Annotated in this window: 14 protein-coding genes; 9 read left to right on the top strand and 5 right to left on the bottom strand. The window is 70.4% G+C overall.

Translation table 11 applies throughout. From position 1 onward, the window contains the following. The first annotated feature begins 6 nt into the window (after window positions 1-6). Window positions 7-1,179: a flavodoxin-dependent (E)-4-hydroxy-3-methylbut-2-enyl-diphosphate synthase gene (ispG, locus tag AB0C26_RS05510; RefSeq protein ID WP_360241929.1), complete on the top strand. Its 1,173-nt coding sequence runs from the start codon at window positions 7-9 to the stop codon at window positions 1,177-1,179. Window positions 1,180-1,273: 94 nt separating this feature from the next. On the opposite strand, the gene AB0C26_RS05505 is transcribed toward ispG, so the two are convergent. Continuing rightward, window positions 1,274-1,873, bottom strand: coding sequence for a PadR family transcriptional regulator (locus AB0C26_RS05505; protein ID WP_360241926.1), 600 nt, complete (start codon window positions 1,871-1,873; stop codon window positions 1,274-1,276). A 124-nt stretch (window positions 1,874-1,997) separates the two neighbouring features. On the opposite strand from AB0C26_RS05505, the gene AB0C26_RS05500 reads away from it, so the two are divergent. Then, the gene (locus AB0C26_RS05500; protein ID WP_360241923.1) at window positions 1,998-2,837 is read left to right on the top strand and encodes a GNAT family N-acetyltransferase; all 840 of its coding nucleotides are present in this window, start codon (window positions 1,998-2,000) and stop codon (window positions 2,835-2,837) included. 124 nt (window positions 2,838-2,961) lie between these two features. Next, window positions 2,962-3,525, top strand: coding sequence for a hypothetical protein (locus tag AB0C26_RS05495; protein WP_360241920.1), 564 nt, complete (start codon window positions 2,962-2,964; stop codon window positions 3,523-3,525). 4 nt (window positions 3,526-3,529) lie between these two features. Here the strand turns inward: AB0C26_RS05495 and AB0C26_RS05490 are convergent, their stop codons facing one another. Next, entirely contained in the window at window positions 3,530-4,492 is a 963-nt protein-coding gene (locus tag AB0C26_RS05490) for an LLM class F420-dependent oxidoreductase (protein ID WP_360243558.1), read from the bottom strand. Between the two features lie 129 nt (window positions 4,493-4,621). Here AB0C26_RS05490 and AB0C26_RS05485 point away from each other — a divergent pair, with 129 nt between their 5' ends. The 3 genes from AB0C26_RS05485 to AB0C26_RS05475 are packed head-to-tail and all read left to right on the top strand — an operon-like array spanning window position 4,622 to window position 7,966. Next, entirely contained in the window at window positions 4,622-5,203 is a 582-nt protein-coding gene (locus tag AB0C26_RS05485) for an ATP-binding cassette domain-containing protein (RefSeq protein ID WP_360241917.1), read from the top strand. Beyond that, entirely contained in the window at window positions 5,200-7,344 is a 2,145-nt protein-coding gene (locus tag AB0C26_RS05480; protein WP_360241914.1) for a YhgE/Pip domain-containing protein, read from the top strand. The genes AB0C26_RS05485 and AB0C26_RS05480 overlap by 4 nt, the downstream gene beginning before the upstream one ends. Window positions 7,345-7,381: 37 nt before the next feature. Beyond that, the gene (locus tag AB0C26_RS05475; protein WP_360241911.1) at window positions 7,382-7,966 is read left to right on the top strand and encodes a TetR family transcriptional regulator; all 585 of its coding nucleotides are present in this window, start codon (window positions 7,382-7,384) and stop codon (window positions 7,964-7,966) included. Here the strand turns inward: AB0C26_RS05475 and AB0C26_RS05470 are convergent. Both AB0C26_RS05470 and AB0C26_RS05465 read right to left on the bottom strand, forming a co-directional pair. Next, window positions 7,963-9,018 (bottom strand): ABC transporter permease, encoded by a 1,056-nt coding sequence (locus AB0C26_RS05470; protein WP_360241908.1) that lies wholly within the window; start codon window positions 9,016-9,018, stop codon window positions 7,963-7,965. The two genes, AB0C26_RS05475 and AB0C26_RS05470, sit on opposite strands and share 4 nt — an antisense overlap. Further along, window positions 9,018-9,911 (bottom strand): ATP-binding cassette domain-containing protein, encoded by an 894-nt coding sequence (locus AB0C26_RS05465; RefSeq protein ID WP_360241905.1) that lies wholly within the window; start codon window positions 9,909-9,911, stop codon window positions 9,018-9,020. The genes AB0C26_RS05470 and AB0C26_RS05465 overlap by 1 nt, the downstream gene beginning before the upstream one ends. Before the next feature lie 39 nt (window positions 9,912-9,950). Here AB0C26_RS05465 and AB0C26_RS05460 point away from each other — a divergent pair, with 39 nt between their 5' ends. Then, window positions 9,951-11,168, top strand: a complete 1,218-nt coding sequence (locus AB0C26_RS05460) for an MFS transporter (protein WP_360241902.1) — start codon at window positions 9,951-9,953, stop codon at window positions 11,166-11,168. 400 nt (window positions 11,169-11,568) lie between these two features. On the opposite strand, the gene AB0C26_RS05455 is transcribed toward AB0C26_RS05460, so the two are convergent. Next, window positions 11,569-11,943 (bottom strand): MerR family transcriptional regulator, encoded by a 375-nt coding sequence (locus AB0C26_RS05455; RefSeq protein ID WP_360241899.1) that lies wholly within the window; start codon window positions 11,941-11,943, stop codon window positions 11,569-11,571. A gap of 718 nt (window positions 11,944-12,661) precedes the next feature. On the opposite strand from AB0C26_RS05455, the gene AB0C26_RS05450 reads away from it, so the two are divergent. Then, entirely contained in the window at window positions 12,662-14,185 is a 1,524-nt protein-coding gene (locus tag AB0C26_RS05450) for an amino acid permease (RefSeq protein ID WP_360241896.1), read from the top strand. A 55-nt stretch (window positions 14,186-14,240) separates the two neighbouring features. Beyond that, window positions 14,241-15,587, top strand: coding sequence for a glutamine synthetase family protein (locus AB0C26_RS05445; protein WP_360241893.1), 1,347 nt, complete (start codon window positions 14,241-14,243; stop codon window positions 15,585-15,587). Window positions 15,588-15,720: the final 133 nt, after the last annotated feature.

Here is a 15,720-nt window from a genome sequence, read left to right as displayed (position 1 = left end):
GTGAAAGTGACCGCCATCAGTCTCGGTATGCCGGCCGTGCCCCCGCCGCCGCTGGCCCCCCGCCGCAAGAGCCGCCAGATCATGGTGGGCAACGTGCCGGTGGGCGGAGGCGCGCCGGTGAGCGTGCAGTCGATGACCACCACGCTCACGGCCGACGTCAACAAGACCCTCCAGCAGATCGCGGAGCTGACCGCCTCGGGCTGTCAGATCGTCCGCGTCGCCGTGCCGTCGCAGGACGACGTGGAGGCGCTGCCCGCGATCGCCAAGAAGTCCGGCATCCCGGTGATCGCCGACATCCACTTCCAGCCGAAATACGTCTTCGCGGCGATCGACGCCGGCTGCGCGGCGGTCCGGGTCAACCCGGGCAACATCCGCCAGTTCGACGACAAGGTGAAGGAGATCGCCAAGGCGGCCTCCGACGCCGGCATCCCGATCCGGATCGGCGTGAACGCCGGCTCGCTCGACAAGCGCCTGCTGGAGAAATACGGCAAGGCCACGGCCGAGGCGCTGGTCGAGTCGGCGCTGTGGGAGTGCTCGCTGTTCGAGGAGCACGGCTTCCGCGACATCAAGATCTCGGTCAAGCACAACGACCCGCTGGTCATGATCCGCGCCTACCGGCAGCTCGCCGAGCAGTGCGACTACCCGCTGCACCTGGGCGTCACCGAGGCCGGGCCGGCCTTCCAGGGCACGATCAAGAGCGCTGTCGCCTTCGGCGCGCTGCTGGCCGAGGGCATCGGCGACACCATCCGGGTGTCGCTGTCGGCCCCGCCGGTCGAGGAGATCAAGGTCGGTAACGCGATCCTCGAGTCGCTGGGCCTGCGCGAGCGCGGCCTCGAGATCGTCTCCTGCCCGAGCTGCGGCCGGGCCCAGGTCGACGTCTACACCCTGGCCGAGCAGGTCACGGCGGCCCTCGACGGCTTCCCGGTCCCGCTGCGGGTGGCCGTCATGGGCTGCGTCGTCAACGGCCCCGGCGAGGCCCGCGAGGCCGACCTGGGTGTGGCCTCCGGCAACGGCAAGGGCCAGATCTTCGTCAAGGGCCAGGTCATCAAGACAGTGCCCGAGGCGATCATCGTCGAGACCCTGGTCGAGGAGGCCCTGCGCCTGGCCGACGAGATGGGCGCCGACCTGCCCGAGGAGCTGCGCGACCTGGTCCCCGGCCCCCGCGTGACCGTGCACTGACCCCCTCGAGAGACGAAAGGCCCCGCCGATTTCGGCGGGGCCTTTCTCGTGTCCGAAGACCGTCTGCGAAGACCGTCGGTGAGGGCGGGCCTTCTCACTCGCTGTCGGCGAGGATGGCGTACAGCTTGCGCTTCGTCTCGTTCAGGACCTCGAGGGCCTTCTGGCGCTGCTCGTCGGTGCCCGAGAAGCCGACCTGCTTCAGGGCGCCCAGGATGCCGGCCGCGGCGTCGCGGAAGTCCTGCACCTGAGACATGGTGTCGTCGCCGATGCGGGCCCACGGCGGGTTCTCCGCGGCCGCCTCGGCCTCGGGGCGGCCGTCGGCGGTCAGGTGGTAGCTCTTGCGGCCACCGTTCGCCTCCGCCTCGATCAGGCCCTCGTCCTCCAGCAACTGCAGCGTCGGGTAGACCGAGCCGGGGCTCGGGCGCCAGATGCCGTTCGTCCGGGAGTCGAGCTCCTGAATCATCTCGTAGCCGTGCATCGGGCGCTCCAGGAGCAGCGCGAGCAGGGCCGGGCGGACGTTGAGCCGCTGACCGCGACCGCCGCGGCGCTGACCGCGACCACCGGGGCCGCCGAACGGGCCGCCGGGACCGAAGCCGCCGAAGTCGGAACCGCCGCCGCCGAACGGGAAGCCGCCCGGGAAACCGAAGCCGCCGCGGTGGCGACGTCCCTGATGAGCCTCGTGGGGGTACCTCATGACTATCTCCAATCTGTTGTCGATAGGTAGACGATATATCGGCAACGCATCGGCGACAAGGGTTTCTTCAACGGAGGGGGTTGCCACGGGTGTGGGCCGGGGTGGATCTGGCAATGTGATACCTGTGCTGACGGTGCCGATTCGCCAGCTCGGTGAGTCCGAGCGCGCGGCGGTCGAGAAGATCCTCGACCGCGACCCCTACGCCGGCGCCCAGATCGCCGAGCGGGTGGCGGCGCACGGCCTGAACTGGTGGCGCTCCGACGGGCGGATCTTCGGGTATGGTCCCGGCCGCCGCGTCGAGTCCATCATCTGGTCGGGCGCCCACCTGGTGCCGCTCTGCGCCACCCCGCCGGCGACCGCCGCGTTCGCCGACATGCTGGGGGCCGAGCCGCGCATCTGTTCGTCCATCATCGGCCGGTCCGAGCAGGTCCTCGATCTGTGGGACCGGATCGGCGGCCACTGGGGCAAGGCGCGCGAGGTGCGCCCCAACCAGCCGCTGCTGGTGGCCGACCGTGATCCGGTCGTGCCGCCCGACCCCGAGGTGCGCCTGGTCCGGCCGGGCGAGGTGGATCAGCTCTTCCCGGCCGCCGTCTCCATGTACACCGAGGAGGTCGGCGTCTCGCCGCTGCTCGACGACGGCGGCCGCGGCTACCGGCGGCGGATCGCCGAGCTGGTCAAGGGCAAGCGGGCGTACGCGCGTTTCGTCGGCGACCGGGTCATCTTCAAGGCCGAGCTGGCGATCGTCACCCGGCGCACCACCCAGGTCCAGGGCGTGTGGGTCGACCCCGAGTACCGGGGCCGCGGCCTGGCCGCGCCGGCCATGGCGGCCGTCGTCCGCGACGCGCTGCGGCGGGTGGCCCCCACGGTCAGCCTTTACGTGAACGACTACAACGCGCCGGCCCGCCGGGTCTACGAGCGGTGCGGTTTCGTCTCGGCCGGCAGTTTCGCCACGGTCCTTTTCTGAAACGGGGTCGTGCGATCATCCATATCGCTTCCCGTTCGGATTAAGGGCGCCGAAAGAACAGGGAGTCCGCTCGTATAGTCATCCCATTCTCAATGGGGAGGACGCCTTGTTCAATTCTCGTCGATTGCTGGTGGTCGCGCTGTCCGCGACCCTGGTGATATCAGTAGCCTCGCCCGCGTCGGCCGCCGGCACGCAATCCATGGTCGGCTCGCAGTACGCCGCGGGCTACCGGAACGGCTGGTACCAGAGCCGGTACGCCACCGAGGTGGCGCTCGACCTGCTCGTGAAGCACAGTGGAACGATCCTGCGCTGTGCCCCGTCGGCCTTCACCTGGGTGCTGCCCGGCATCGGGCCGCTCAAGACCCTCTCCTACGTCGCCACCGGGCGCGTCAAAGCCCTCGGGCGGGTGTTGCAACAGCAGACTTTGACCCAGCGGGTCGGAACAATGGCGCAGCACATTCCGGTCCGGGGAGGTGGATGCGCCGCCGCCCGCCAGGTCGTGAAATCGGCATTCCTGATTTTCGCGGTCGGGCAGCGGGCGAGTCACGTGTATTACGCCGATTACAGCACCTATCGCGGCGCGGGAATCGTCAGCGGCGTCTGCGTGATCGATGTCCGGGTGTCGCAGCAGGGTTATCTGCCGGCCCGGCATTACGCCCAGTACCGGGTCTGCGGCCCGACCTGGTGACCGGTCAGCGGCCCAGGCTGGTCAGCACCCCGCGGATGGTCGCGAAGTCGCCGGAGTTCAGGGCCGGGGTGGGCAGCAGGGCCATCACGGGGACGGTGACGCCGGCCGCGGCGTAGGCCTCGACTCGTGCACGGCACTGCTCCGGGGTGCCGTGCACGATCAGGTCGTCGACCACCTCGTCCGGGATGGCGGCCAGGGCGCCCTTGCGGTCGCCGGCCGACCAGGCGTCCCACATCGGCTTCAGGATCTCGTCACGGCCGAGCCAGCGGTGGAAGGCCGCGTACGCGGGCACCGTCAGATAGGACGTGATCATGCGCCGGGCGACCGTGCGCGCGTAGGCGGCGTCGTCGGTCGGGCAGACGAAGATGCGGGCGGCGACCTCGAAGTCCGGGCCGGCGCCCTTGACCTCGGCCAGAGTGGTCGGCACGTCACCCGGCGAGAGCCAGTTCAGGATGACGCCGTCGGCCTCGGCGGCGGCCAGGCGCAGCATCTGGGGACGCAGTGCGGCCAGCAGGATCTCCGGCGGTGTCGCGGGCGGGCGCTCCAGGCGGAAGCGGCGCACCGTGAAGGTGTCGAACTCGCCGTCGATTACCTCGCCGGCCAGGGCGGCGCGCAGGAAACGGAGCATGTCGCGGCTGCGGGCGTACGGCTCGGTGAAGTCGGCCGCGTTCCAGTCACCCACCACCACCGGCGACGACGCGCCGATGCCCAGCTGGAAGCGGCCGGGCGCGGTCTCGGCGAGGGCGGCCGCGGTCATCGCGAGCAGGCCGGGCCCGCGGGTGAAGACCGGCGCGATGGCCGTGCCCAGCCCGAACGAGGGCGCCCAGGCGGCGGCCAGGGTCAGCGGGGTGAAGGCGTCGGAGCCGTTCACCTCGGAGCTCCACACGTCGGTGAAGCCGGCCTCCTCGAGGGCCGCGTAGACGGCGGCGTGATCGGCGAGCGGAACTCCGGCCAGCGGAACGGTCATGCCCCATCGCGTCGACATGACCACGATCCTGCCGTGGGGCCACCCGTGAGGTCCATCACTTGTGACGGATCCCGGCAAACACGCGGGTATGTTTTTGAACTGACCAGTCAGTTTAAATGGAGGCCGGACATGTCGGTTGTCACCGCGCGCGGGGCGGGCGTGCGCCACCGGCGCCGCTGGCTCTTCCAGGACCTCGACGTCAGCGTCGAGCCTGGTGAGCTGGTCGCCGTGGTCGGGCCTCCGGGCAGCGGGCGCACCACCGCGCTGCTCGCGCTGGCCGGACGGTTCCGGCTCAGCGCCGGGTCGGTCCAGGTCACGGGCACCGCCTCGCTCGGCTACGTGCCCGACGTCGAGGGACCCGAACCTGTCTTCACCGTCACTGAGCACGTGCGGGAAAGGCTCGCGCTGCTCGGGCGGTCGCGCTCCGGGGCGGCCGGCATCCCCCTGCTCGGGCTGGAGGCCGACCGGCAGGGACGGGACCTTTCCCCGTACGGGAAACAGATCCTGGGTCTGATCCTGGCCCGTCTCGAGGACCCCGCGGTGATCGCGCTGGACGGGGTGGACGACGGCCTCGACCGCCGGGAGCGCGAGGAGCTTTGGCAGCTGATCGACGAGATCACCGCGAGCGGTACGGCCGTGCTGGTCACCGCCCGCGAGATCGATCCGGAGCGGGGCGCGACAGTGATCCGGCTCCGCGAGGAGGAGCGATGAGGGGTCTGTCCACACTGTCCCTGGCCGGCCTGGAGATCCGCCGCTTCCTGCGCGGCCGTCTCACCACCGCCGCCCTGGTCGTGATCGCGGTCATCCCGCTGCTCTACGGCGCGCTCTACCTGTACGCGTTCTGGGATCCGTACGGGCGTCTCAGCCACATCCCGGCCGCCCTCGTCGTCGAGGACCGCGCCGCCACCGCCCAGGACGGCACCAAGCTGCACGCCGGTCAGGACCTCGCCCGGAAGCTCGAGGACCGGCAGGTCTTCGACTGGCACGTGACCGACGAGGCGGGCGCCGAGCAGGGCCTGGCCGACGGGAAGTACCAGCTGCTGCTGCGCATCCCGGCCGACTTCTCGGCCGACCTGGCCACCCCGCCCAACGCCGGCGTCGCGCCCAAGGCGGCCCAGCTCGTCGCGGTCAGCGACGACGCCAACAACTACCTGTCCGGCGTCTTCGCCCGCTCGGCCTTCCAGGAGGTGCAGGCGGCCGCGTCGGCCAGCGCCTCGGCCGGCTACTACGACAAGATGCTGATCGGCTTCACCGACCTCAAGACGCAGACGCAGAAGGCGGCCGACGGCGCGCACAAGGTCGACGACGGCGCGAAGTCGGCCCGCTCGGGCGCGAACCAGCTGTCCGGCGGCATCGACGACGCCGAGGGCGGCGCCCGGACGCTGAGCAACGGCCTGACCAAGGCCGGCGGCGGCGCCGACGACCTGGCCGACGGGCTGGCCCAGCTCAGCGCGGCCGCCGACCAGATCGCGACCGGCACCGCCCAGGCCGCGAGCGGCGGCCGTCAGCTCGCCTCCGCCGTGGACGCCGCCGCCGACAAGGCCGAGCCGCTGCTGCGCGAGAACGCCGAGCGCCTCCAGACCGCGGCCACCCTCGTGGCCCGCGGCGCCGACGCCCTCGCCGCCAACATCAAGACCATCGACACCGCCGCCGGCCAGGCGGTCGACAACGCCAAGCAGCTTCAGCGCTATCTGAACACCCTGCCCGCCGGAACCGAGGGACTGTCCGAGGCCAAAGCCCTGGCCGCGCGGCTGGTCACGGCGGCGGAGAAGGTAGAGAGCACGGTCGCCGGCACCGACCTGGACGCCCTCCGGGCCGACCTGAAAGAGACGGCCGCGACCGCCCGGCAGATCGCCGCCGCCGCGCCCCACCTGGCCGACGACGTGGCGACCGCGCGGTCCAAGGTCGACCAGCTCGCCGCCGGGCTGGACCGCCTCGCCACCGGCACCAGGAAGCTGAGCACCGGCACCGACCAGGCCGAACAGGGCGCTATCGACCTCAAGAACGGCATCTACCGGCTGTCCGACGGCGCCCGGCAACTCAGCGGCGGGCTCGCCACCCTCTCCTCGGGCGGCCACAAGCTCGCCGACGGCCTCGGCGACCTGCAAGCCGGCGCCGGGCAACTCGCGGCCGGTCTGACCGACGGGGCCAAGCAGATCCCGGGGTACGGCGACGACACCAGCGACCGCGCCGGCGTGCTCGCCGACCCGGTCTCGCTCGACCGCAGCGTCCGCAACCCGGCCGCCACGTACGGGGTCGGCTTCGCACCGTACTTCCTGGCCCTGGCCCTCTGGGTCGGCGCGATGATCACCTTCTTCGTCCTGAAGCCGCTGAACCGGCGCTACCTGATGTCGAAGGCGCCGACCCTGCGTGTGGTCTTCGCCGGGCTGCTCCCGGCGGTGGCGATCGGACTGATCCAGGCGACGATCCTGTTCGCCGTGGTGCACTTCGGGCTCGGCCTCGACCCGGTCCACCCGATGGTCACCTGGGGACTTCTCCTGCTGACCGGCGCCGTCTTCGCGGCGATCATCCAGATGCTGGGCGCGGTCTTCGGCGCGCCCGGGCGCATCCTGGCCCTCGCGCTGCTCATGCTGCAGCTCACCTCGTCCGGCGGTACCTACCCCGTACAGACCTCGCCCGGCTTCTTCCAGGCCGTTCATCCCCTGCTGCCGATGACGTACGTGGTGGGGGCCGCGCGCCACGCGATCGACGGCGGCCCGTGGGGCACCGTCGTGCAGGGGGTTCTGCTGCTTCTGGCGTACGGAATCGGCGCCGTCACCCTGACCTGGCTGGCCGCCCGGCGCGGCCGGCGGATGACCGCCTCGGACCTCCATCCGGAGCTCGTGCTGTGATGGACCCGCACAATGCGGGCGGACGAAGGTGGCTCAGATGGCGGACGGGCGCACGCGGCGCCGGGAGGACACCCGGCAACGCCTCTTCGAGGCGGCCGTCGAGCTCATCGCCGAGCAGGGCTTCTCGGCCACGACGGTCGACGACATCGCGCTGCGGGCCGGGGTCGCCAAGGGCACGGTCTACTACAACTTCAAATCCAAGACCGATCTCTTCGAGGAGCTTCTGCGGTACGGGGTGGGACTGCTCACCGCGGAGTTCCGGGCGGCCGTCGAGGGTCTGCCGCCGCGCGAGGCGGTGGCCGCCCTGGTCCGCAGCCAGCTGGAGTACATCCGGCGCTACCGCGCCTTCGCCCAGCTGCTGCTCTCCGAGATGTGGCGCACCAACCGCGAGTGGCAACAGACCCTGATCCTGCTGCGCGAGCAGGCGATCGGGGTGATCGCCGAAACCCTGCGGGACGGGGTCGACTCCGGCGACCTCCCGGCCGACCTCGACGTCCGGGTCGCGTCCTCGGCCCTGTTCGGTGTCGGCCTGGTGGTCGCCGTGGACTGGCTGGTCTTCATGCCGGAGCGCCCGATCGAGGACGTACAGGAATCGCTCCTGGCCATCGTTCGCCGCTTCTAGACCGACTTCCACGCCGTGGCCAGCGACGTGCGGCCGTTGGTGCGCAGCAGCGAGCCCTCGTAGATGCGGGCGCCGACCGCCAGCAGAGCCACCGCGGTCGCCGCCAGGATCAGCAGCGAGACCACCGGTTCCCAGGCGGCCACGTCCGAGATGAAGAGCCGGACCGGCATCGCCACCGGCGCCGAGAACGGGATGTACGACAGGACGCGCATCGCCGCGTCGTTGTCGATCAGGATGATGGTGGCCAGGAACGGGAGCATCACCAGCATCTGCACCGGGGCCGAGGCGCCGCTGATGTCCTCCTGCCGGGCCGACAACGCCCCCACGCCGGCCCAGAGCGTGGCCAGCATGACGAAGCCGAACACGAAGAACACCAGGAACCAGCCGATGGTCGGCTCGAGCAGCGACAGCACGCCGGCGTCGACGTCGGCGAACCGCGCCCCGAGCACGGACACGATCGCGATCAGCGCCACCTGGCCGAACGCGAGCAGGGTGAGCGCCGCGACCTTGCCGGCGAGCAGCGCCCGCGTGGGCACGCTGGCGACCAGGATCTCCACGATCCGGGTCTGTTTCTCCTCGGTGACGCTCTGCGCGATCTGCACACCGAACAGGAACGACGTGAAGAAAAAGACGAAGGCGATCGCGAACGGCACGGCGAACTGGAGGAACGGGTCGACATCGCTCGGATCGAGCAGCTGGACCGGCGGCTCGGTGCTCAGCGCCCGCACCACCTCGCCCGGACTGTCGTCCAAGGCCAGCACGGTCGGGCCGGCGACGACGGCCGCGTCCACGTCCCCGTCACGTACCAGCTGTTCGGCCGCCGCGTCGTCGGCCACCGGCCGCACGTCGAGGCCGGCCTGCCGCAGGACGACAGCGGTCGCCTGGTCGGCCACCGCCACCGACGACGGCCCACCGGCGAACAGGGCCGGCAGTACCGTCGAGGCGACCGCCGTGAGCAGGAAGAAGACGGTGCTGAACAGGAACGTACGGTCGCGCAGCTTGACCCGGATCTCCCGGGCCGCGACGACACGCGCGGCAGACAACGTGCTCATCAGCGGATCACCTCTCGGAAGATCTCGGCCAGCGACGGGGTGACCGGCCCGAACGAGCGCACCGGCCCGCGGTCGAGCGCCGCCCGCAGCAGCTCCTGGTCGTCGGCGCCGTCGGCCAGGTCGATGACGGCGCGGTTGCCGGCGAGCTCGACCACGGTGACGCCGGCCCGCTCGCGCACCCACTCCACGGTGGCGTCGGTGTGCAGCTCGAAGCGCGGCTGGGCGTACGCCCGGCGCAGTTGGGAACGGTCGCCGGCGGCCCGGATCGTGCCGCCCGCGATGATCACGAGGTCGTCGCAGAGCCGCTCGACCAGCTCGAGCTGGTGACTGGAGAACAGCACCGGCACGCCGCTGGTGGCCCGCTCCCGCAGCACGTCGACGACGACGTCGACGGCCAGCGGGTCGAGACCGGAGAACGGCTCGTCGAGCACGAGCATCTCGGGGTCATGCACCAGGGCGGCCGCCACCTGCGCTCGCTGCTGGTTGCCGAGCGACAGCTTCTCCAGTTTCTCACCGGCCCGCTCACCCAGGCCGAGCCGGTCGAGCAGCTTCCGTGTCCGCTCGACGGCCGCGGGCCGGGTCAGCCCGTGCAACTGTCCGAGATAGACGATTTGTTCGGTCACGGTCATCTTCGGGTAGAGGCCCCGCTCCTCGGGCATGTAGCCGAATCGCTGCCGGACCTCCCGGCTGAGCCGTTCACCCTGCCATCGCACCTCCCCGCTGTCCGCGGCGAGCACGCCGAGAATGATCCGCATGGTGGTCGTCTTGCCGGCGCCGTTGGCACCGACGAAGCCCGTCATCCGACCGCCCGCCACCTGGAACGAAACGTCCGAGAGAACTGGCCGGCCGTCGAACGCGCGGCTGACGCCATCGACGTTGAGCACGCTGGTCATGTCACACAGCCTAGGTGGATCAAGCTAAGGTCGCCGGTTATGAAGATCCGGTACGACCGCGACTTCGTGAAGTACTGGCTCGCGAGCATCATCTCGAGCGCCGGGTCGCGGCTCACCTACGTCGCCATGCCGGTCCTGGTCTTCGACCTCACCGGCTCGCCGTTCCTCACCGGCCTGGTGGTCGCCTTCGAGGCCATGGCGTACGTCCTGGTGGGGCTCCTCGCGGGAACGGTGGCGGACCGGGTCGACCGCAAGCGGCTGCTGGTCGGCGGCGACCTGGTGAACGCGGTGGCGCTGGGGTCGGTACCGGTCGCGGCGGCCCTGGACGCGCTCACCGTCGGGCACGTCTTCGTGGTCGTGGCGGTCAGCGGGGTGGCCACGGTCTTCTTCGACGCCGCGAACTTCGCCTCGCTGCCCATGCTGGTCGGCCGGGAGCGGATGGCCGCGGCGTACAGCGTCCTCTACGGCCCGCTGACGGTGGTCGGCATCGTGGCCCCCGGTCTGGCCGGCCTGCTGCTGGCCACGATGACACCGGCCGGCGTGCTCGCGGTCGACGCGGTCAGCTTCCTGGCCTCGGCCGTACTGCTGAGGGCGATCGGCCGGGCGATGTCGCGGGAGCGGGACGCGACCACCCGCCGGTCGCTGTTCGCCGAGGCCCGCGAGGGCCTGGTCTTCCTCTGGAACCACCCGACCATCCGCCCGATGACCATCATGAGCTTCGCCCAGAGCGCGAGCGGCGGCGCCGCCCTGGGCCAGTTCGTCCCGGTGGCCCACAACCTGTTCGGCCCGGCCCGGGCCGCGTGGTCGGCGTCGGTGATGTTCCTGGCCTTCAGCGTGGGCGGCCTGATCTCCACGGTGGTCTACCCCCGCCTGCGCAAAAGGGTCGCGGCCGGCCGGGTCGCCCTGGCCAGCACCCCGATCGCGGCGATCCTGGCCCTGCTCTGCGGCCTGCCGTCGAGCTTGGTCCCGCTGGCGGTGCTGATCGCCGCCTGGGCCACGATCTACACCACGAACGCGAGCAACAGCATCGTCTTCCGCCAGTCCGAAACCCCGGAGCCCTTGCTGAGCCGCGTGAACGCCGCCGGCCGCATGCTGGCCTGGGGCGTGGGCACCCCGGCGGGCGCCTTCGTCAGCGGCCTGGTGGCATCGGCCTGGGGCCCTCGCTGGGCTTTCGCCGTAGCCGCGTCCTTCGGCGTGCTCGCGACGGCCCTGGCTTGGCTCTCACCCCTGCGATCCCAGCCCCAACCGGCCCACTGACACCGCCGCCCGGCTGCCCCTCCGCTGGGCCTTGCGCCCACCTGCCCGGCTGCCCCTCTTGTTCTTGGGCCAGCGGTGGCGGGATGCGCGCCGCTTTCCCCTTTCCGCCTTGGTCCGGCGGTGTGTGGATACGGGTCGCCTTCCGTTTTCTGCTCCGGGCCGGCGGGGTCCGGCCGCGCCCCGCCTTCCGCCCGTCCGCTTTGCGCCTCGTGTCGCTGGCCGGCTGCCGTTCTCCGTCTTCGGGCGATGACCCTCGTGGAGGGATCCGGGCCGAACCCGAGGATCCGGGCGGAACCCGAGGGTCCGGGCGGAACCCGAGGGTCAGGGCCGGGAACAGCGGTCAAAGGGCGCGGCGAAGGTAACGGGCGGCTGACAGTCGCGGTTGAAGGGCGGATGAGCGTCAGGGGGCTCGGTAGTACTGGGTCTTGGCGATGTCGGGGTGGGTCTGGGTGGGGATGTCGGCGTTGTCGTCGGGGGTCAGGGTTCCGCCCAGGTCGAGGATGCGGCGGTGGGCGGCGGCCAGGCGGTCTTCCAGCTTGACGATGCGGCAGGCGGCGGTGAGAGGCATGCCCTCGTCGAGGAGCTGGCGTACGCGGGTGGCCAGCTGGAGTTGGTGGCGGGAGTAGCGGCGGTGGCCGCCCAGGGAGCGTTCGGGCTCGATCAGGCCCGCGGCGCCGAGGCTGCGGAGGAAGGCCGGCGTCACGCCGATCATGTCGGCGGCGCGGCCCATCGTGTACGCCGGGAAGTCGGCGTCGTCGAAGGACGTGTTGTTCATCGTGCCTTCCGTGGCGAGGGGAAGCGCCCTTGTGGGGCGAAGGGGGGTGCGGGGGACACACAGTCCAAGGCCCCGGCGGGTAACCGGGGCCCTGGATTTTCAATTCTGGTGCCGACCGTCGTCGGCGAATGCGGTCGTCCGCTTGCGTGCCGCTAGCGGGCCACCTGAGTGATGGGCATCGGCTGCGATCACCTCTTGTCGGGTCGGGGACGTTGTGATGACGCGTTGCTGCGGTATCTCGTCCTCCTTCTCCAACTGAGCCCGTCGAGCTAGGCCCGAAGGGGCGTCGGTTGCCAGTTGCGTGTCGGCTGTGCGTGGCCGACACCACAGAGACTATGCCCATCACCAGCGAATTTCTAGTACCGGCGCTACAGATTTTTTGGACAAATCGTCAGACAGTAGGCAGCGGAGGGTAGCGCACGGAGTACTACGCGTAAGGGTGCGGCGGTGCGGGACGGGCGCCGGGCACGGCGATGCCGTGTGAGAGAGAGGTGACCGCGCCCCGCACCGCCGCGGGAGGGGGGCGCCGCAATGCGCCCCATGGTTCGCGACGTCTGCCGAGGACTCGCGAATGCCTGAACTGTCCTGAGTGTGCGGGAGTGCCGCGGCCGGGAGCAACGCAATTAACGTTGATCATTGACGCGCGTAACAGTCCGGCGAGATCATCACGGCACGCCGTGGCCCAGGTCACAGCAACCCCTCGGTAAGGGAGCCGCACATGAGCGTCAACCCCGCACCCAGCACCGACGAAGAACGCCTCGCCCAACTCGGCTACCAGCAGGAGCTGCACCGCCGACTGTCCGGCTTCTCGAACTTCGCGGTCTCTTTCTCGATCATCTCCATTCTGGCCGGTGCCATCACGTCGTACGGCATCGCCATGGCCGCCGGCGGCCCCGTCGCCATCACCCTGGGCTGGCTCTTCGTCGGCATCATGGTGACCTTCGTGGCCCTGGCCATGGCCGAGGTCTGCTCGGCCTATCCGACCGCCGGCGCCCTGTACTGGTGGGCGGCCGCGCTGGCCAAGCGCAACAAGGCCGCGTGGGCCTGGTTCGTCGGCTGGTTCAACTTCCTCGGCGAGGTCGCCGTGACCGCCGCCATCGACTTCGGCGCGGCCATCACCACCTCGGCCTTCCTCAGCCTGACCTTCGACTGGGAGGTCACCACCGGGCGGACCTTCCTGGTCTTCCTCGTGATCATCATCGTGCACGGCCTGCTGAACACGTTCGGCGTGAACCTCGTCCGGGTCCTCTCCGACGTCAGCGCCTGGTGGCACCTGGTCGGCGTCGCGGTCATCGTGGGCGTGCTGGCCATCGTGCCGGACAGCCACAAGCCGATCTCCGAGGTCTTCACCGAGGTGCACAACTCCACCGGCTTCACCTTCGCCGGGGCCGGGGTGTACGCGGTGCTGCTCGGCCTGCTGATGGCCCAGTACACGTACACCGGATACGACGCCTCGGCCCACGTGGCCGAGGAGACGCACGACGCCGCCCGGGCCGCCCCGCGCGGCATCGTGATGTCAGTGGTGGTCTCGGTGATCGCCGGTTTCGTGCTGCTGTTCGCGATCACCTGGTCGATCCAGGACTACGAGGGCGCCCTCGGCACCGACCTCGGCCTGCCACCGGCGCAGATCTTCATCGACGCCGCCGGCCACGACCTGGGAACGTTCCTGCTGTTCATCTGCGTGGTGGCGCAGTGGTTCTGCGGCATGGCCTCGGTCACCGCCAATTCCCGGATGTCGTACGCCTTCGCGCGGGACGGCGCGCTGCCGGGCTCGCGGCTGTGGAAGAAGGTCAACCCCCGTACCGGCACGCCGACCAACTCGATCTGGCTCTGCGTCACCTGCTCCACGCTGCTGGTCCTGCCGTCGTTGTGGAACACCACCGCCTATCTGGCGGCCACCTCGATCGCCGTCATCGGCCTCTACATCGCGTACGTCGTGCCGGTCTTCCTGCGCCGGGTCAACCCCGACTTCGAGCGGGGGCCGTGGCACCTGGGCAAGTGGAGCCCGCTCGTCGGCTGGCTGGCCATCATCTGGGTCGTGATCATCTGCGTCCTGTTCGTGCTGCCGACGTCCAGCCCGATCAAGGCGTCCACCTTCAACTACACGATCGTCGCGGTGATCGTCGTGCTCGGCCTGGCCACGATCTGGTGGTTCGCGAGCGCCCGCAAGTGGTTCACCGGCCCGAAGCAGAACCTGATCGACAAAGCCGCACACGGCGAACAGACCATGCCCACGGAATGATCTGAGAAGCCGGGCCTTTCGAAGGCCCGGCTTCTTCGGCGAGAAGGAGAACCGCATGGATCTCGAGGAACTGGACGTCTCGGTCGACAACGGCAGCATCGACACCGTGCTGCTGGCCCTCACCGACATGCAGGGGCGGCTGCAGGGCAAGCGCCTGCACGGCCGCTACTTCATGGACGAGGTCGCCACCGGCGGCAGCGAGGGCTGCAACTACCTGCTCGCGGTGGACGTCGACATGAACACCGTGGACGGGTACGAGATGTCGTCCTGGTCCAGCGGCTACGGCGACTTCGTGATGAGACCCGACTTCACCACCCTGCGGCGCGTGCCCTGGCAGCCGGGTACCGCGCTGGTCCTGGCCGACCTCGAGACGACCGGTGGCGAACCCGTCTACGCGTCGCCCCGGCAGATCCTCAAGCGGCAACTGGATCGGCTCGCCGGGCACGGCCTGACCGCGTACGCGGGAACCGAATTGGAATTCGTCCTTTACCGCGACAGCTATGAGCAGGCCTTCGACAAGGGCTACCGCGACCTGGTCCCGGCCAACCAGTACAACGTGGACTACTCACTGCTGGGGACGGCCCGGGTGGAGCCGCTGCTGCGGCGGATCCGCAACGACATGTACGGGGCGGGACTGCTGCCGGAAAGCGCCAAGGGCGAATGCAACTTCGGCCAGCACGAGATCGCGTTCCGCTACGCCGACGCGCTCACCGCCGCCGACAATCACGTGATCTACAAGAACGGCGCCAAGGAGATCGCCGCCCAGGAGGGCATGTCGCTGAGCTTCATGGCCAAGCCGAACGCCCGCGAGGGCAACTCCTGCCACATCCACTTCTCGCTGCGCGGTTCCGACGGCAAGTCGGCCATGCTCGGCGACGGACCGGCGCACCTCAGCGCGACCGGGCAGCGGGTGCTGGCCGGGCTGCTGGCCACGATGCGCGAGTTCAGCCTGCTGTTCGCGCCGAATATCAACTCGTACAAGCGGTACCAGCCCGGCTCGTTCGCGCCGACCGCGCTGCGCTGGGGCGTCGACAACCGCACGTGCGCGCTGCGGATCGCCGGTCACGGCCAGGGGATGCGGGTGGAGAACCGGGTGCCGGGCGGGGACGTCAATCCCTACCTGGCGGTGGCGGCGCTGGTCGCGGGCGCGCTGCACGGCATCGAGAACGAGCTCGAGCTGGAGCCGGAGACGCCGGGGAACGCGTACGAGGACGCGAGCGCGGAGCGGGTGCCGACGACGCTGCGCGAGGCCCAGCAGTTGTGGCTGGGCAGCGAGGTGGCGCGGGAGGCGTTCGGCGCCGATGTGGTCGGCCACTACGCGAACATGGCGCAGGTCGAGTTGGCCGCCTTCGACGCCGCCGTCACCGACTGGGAGCTGCGGCGCGGCTTCGAGCGGATGTGACGCCCCACCCCACCAGGGGGCGGGCCCATTCTTATCCCGCGCAGGGCGCCACCGCCGCGTTTTCCACAGCGGCGGGGTTATCCACAGGGTCGCGCCCACCTCACTCTGACCTGTGTAAGCCCGTCCAACCACC

Source organism: Actinoplanes sp. NPDC048796, from assembly GCF_040650035.1.
Classification (GTDB): Bacteria; Actinomycetota; Actinomycetes; order Mycobacteriales; family Micromonosporaceae; genus Actinoplanes.
Note: the sequence above shows the minus strand (reverse complement) of the source record. Positions and strands in the feature narration are given on the sequence as shown.

Excerpts from the sequence above, each read along its gene's own strand:
- AB0C26_RS05470 (WP_360241908.1), bottom strand. The coding sequence starts at position 9,018 with ATGAGCACGTTGTCTGCCGCGCGTGTCGTCGCGGCCCGGGAGATCCGG.
- AB0C26_RS05505 (WP_360241926.1), bottom strand. The coding sequence starts at position 1,873 with ATGAGGTACCCCCACGAGGCTCATCAGGGACGTCGCCACCGCGGCGGC.
- AB0C26_RS05490 (WP_360243558.1), bottom strand. The coding sequence starts at position 4,492 with ATGACCGTTCCGCTGGCCGGAGTTCCGCTCGCCGATCACGCCGCCGTC.
- AB0C26_RS05465 (WP_360241905.1), bottom strand. The coding sequence starts at position 9,911 with ATGACCAGCGTGCTCAACGTCGATGGCGTCAGCCGCGCGTTCGACGGC.
- AB0C26_RS05455 (WP_360241899.1), bottom strand. The coding sequence starts at position 11,943 with ATGAACAACACGTCCTTCGACGACGCCGACTTCCCGGCGTACACGATG.
- AB0C26_RS05485 (WP_360241917.1), top strand. The coding sequence starts at position 4,622 with ATGTCGGTTGTCACCGCGCGCGGGGCGGGCGTGCGCCACCGGCGCCGC.
- AB0C26_RS05480 (WP_360241914.1), top strand. The coding sequence starts at position 5,200 with ATGAGGGGTCTGTCCACACTGTCCCTGGCCGGCCTGGAGATCCGCCGC.
- AB0C26_RS05475 (WP_360241911.1), top strand. The coding sequence starts at position 7,382 with ATGGCGGACGGGCGCACGCGGCGCCGGGAGGACACCCGGCAACGCCTC.
- AB0C26_RS05445 (WP_360241893.1), top strand. The coding sequence starts at position 14,241 with ATGGATCTCGAGGAACTGGACGTCTCGGTCGACAACGGCAGCATCGAC.
- AB0C26_RS05460 (WP_360241902.1), top strand. The coding sequence starts at position 9,951 with ATGAAGATCCGGTACGACCGCGACTTCGTGAAGTACTGGCTCGCGAGC.
- AB0C26_RS05450 (WP_360241896.1), top strand. The coding sequence starts at position 12,662 with ATGAGCGTCAACCCCGCACCCAGCACCGACGAAGAACGCCTCGCCCAA.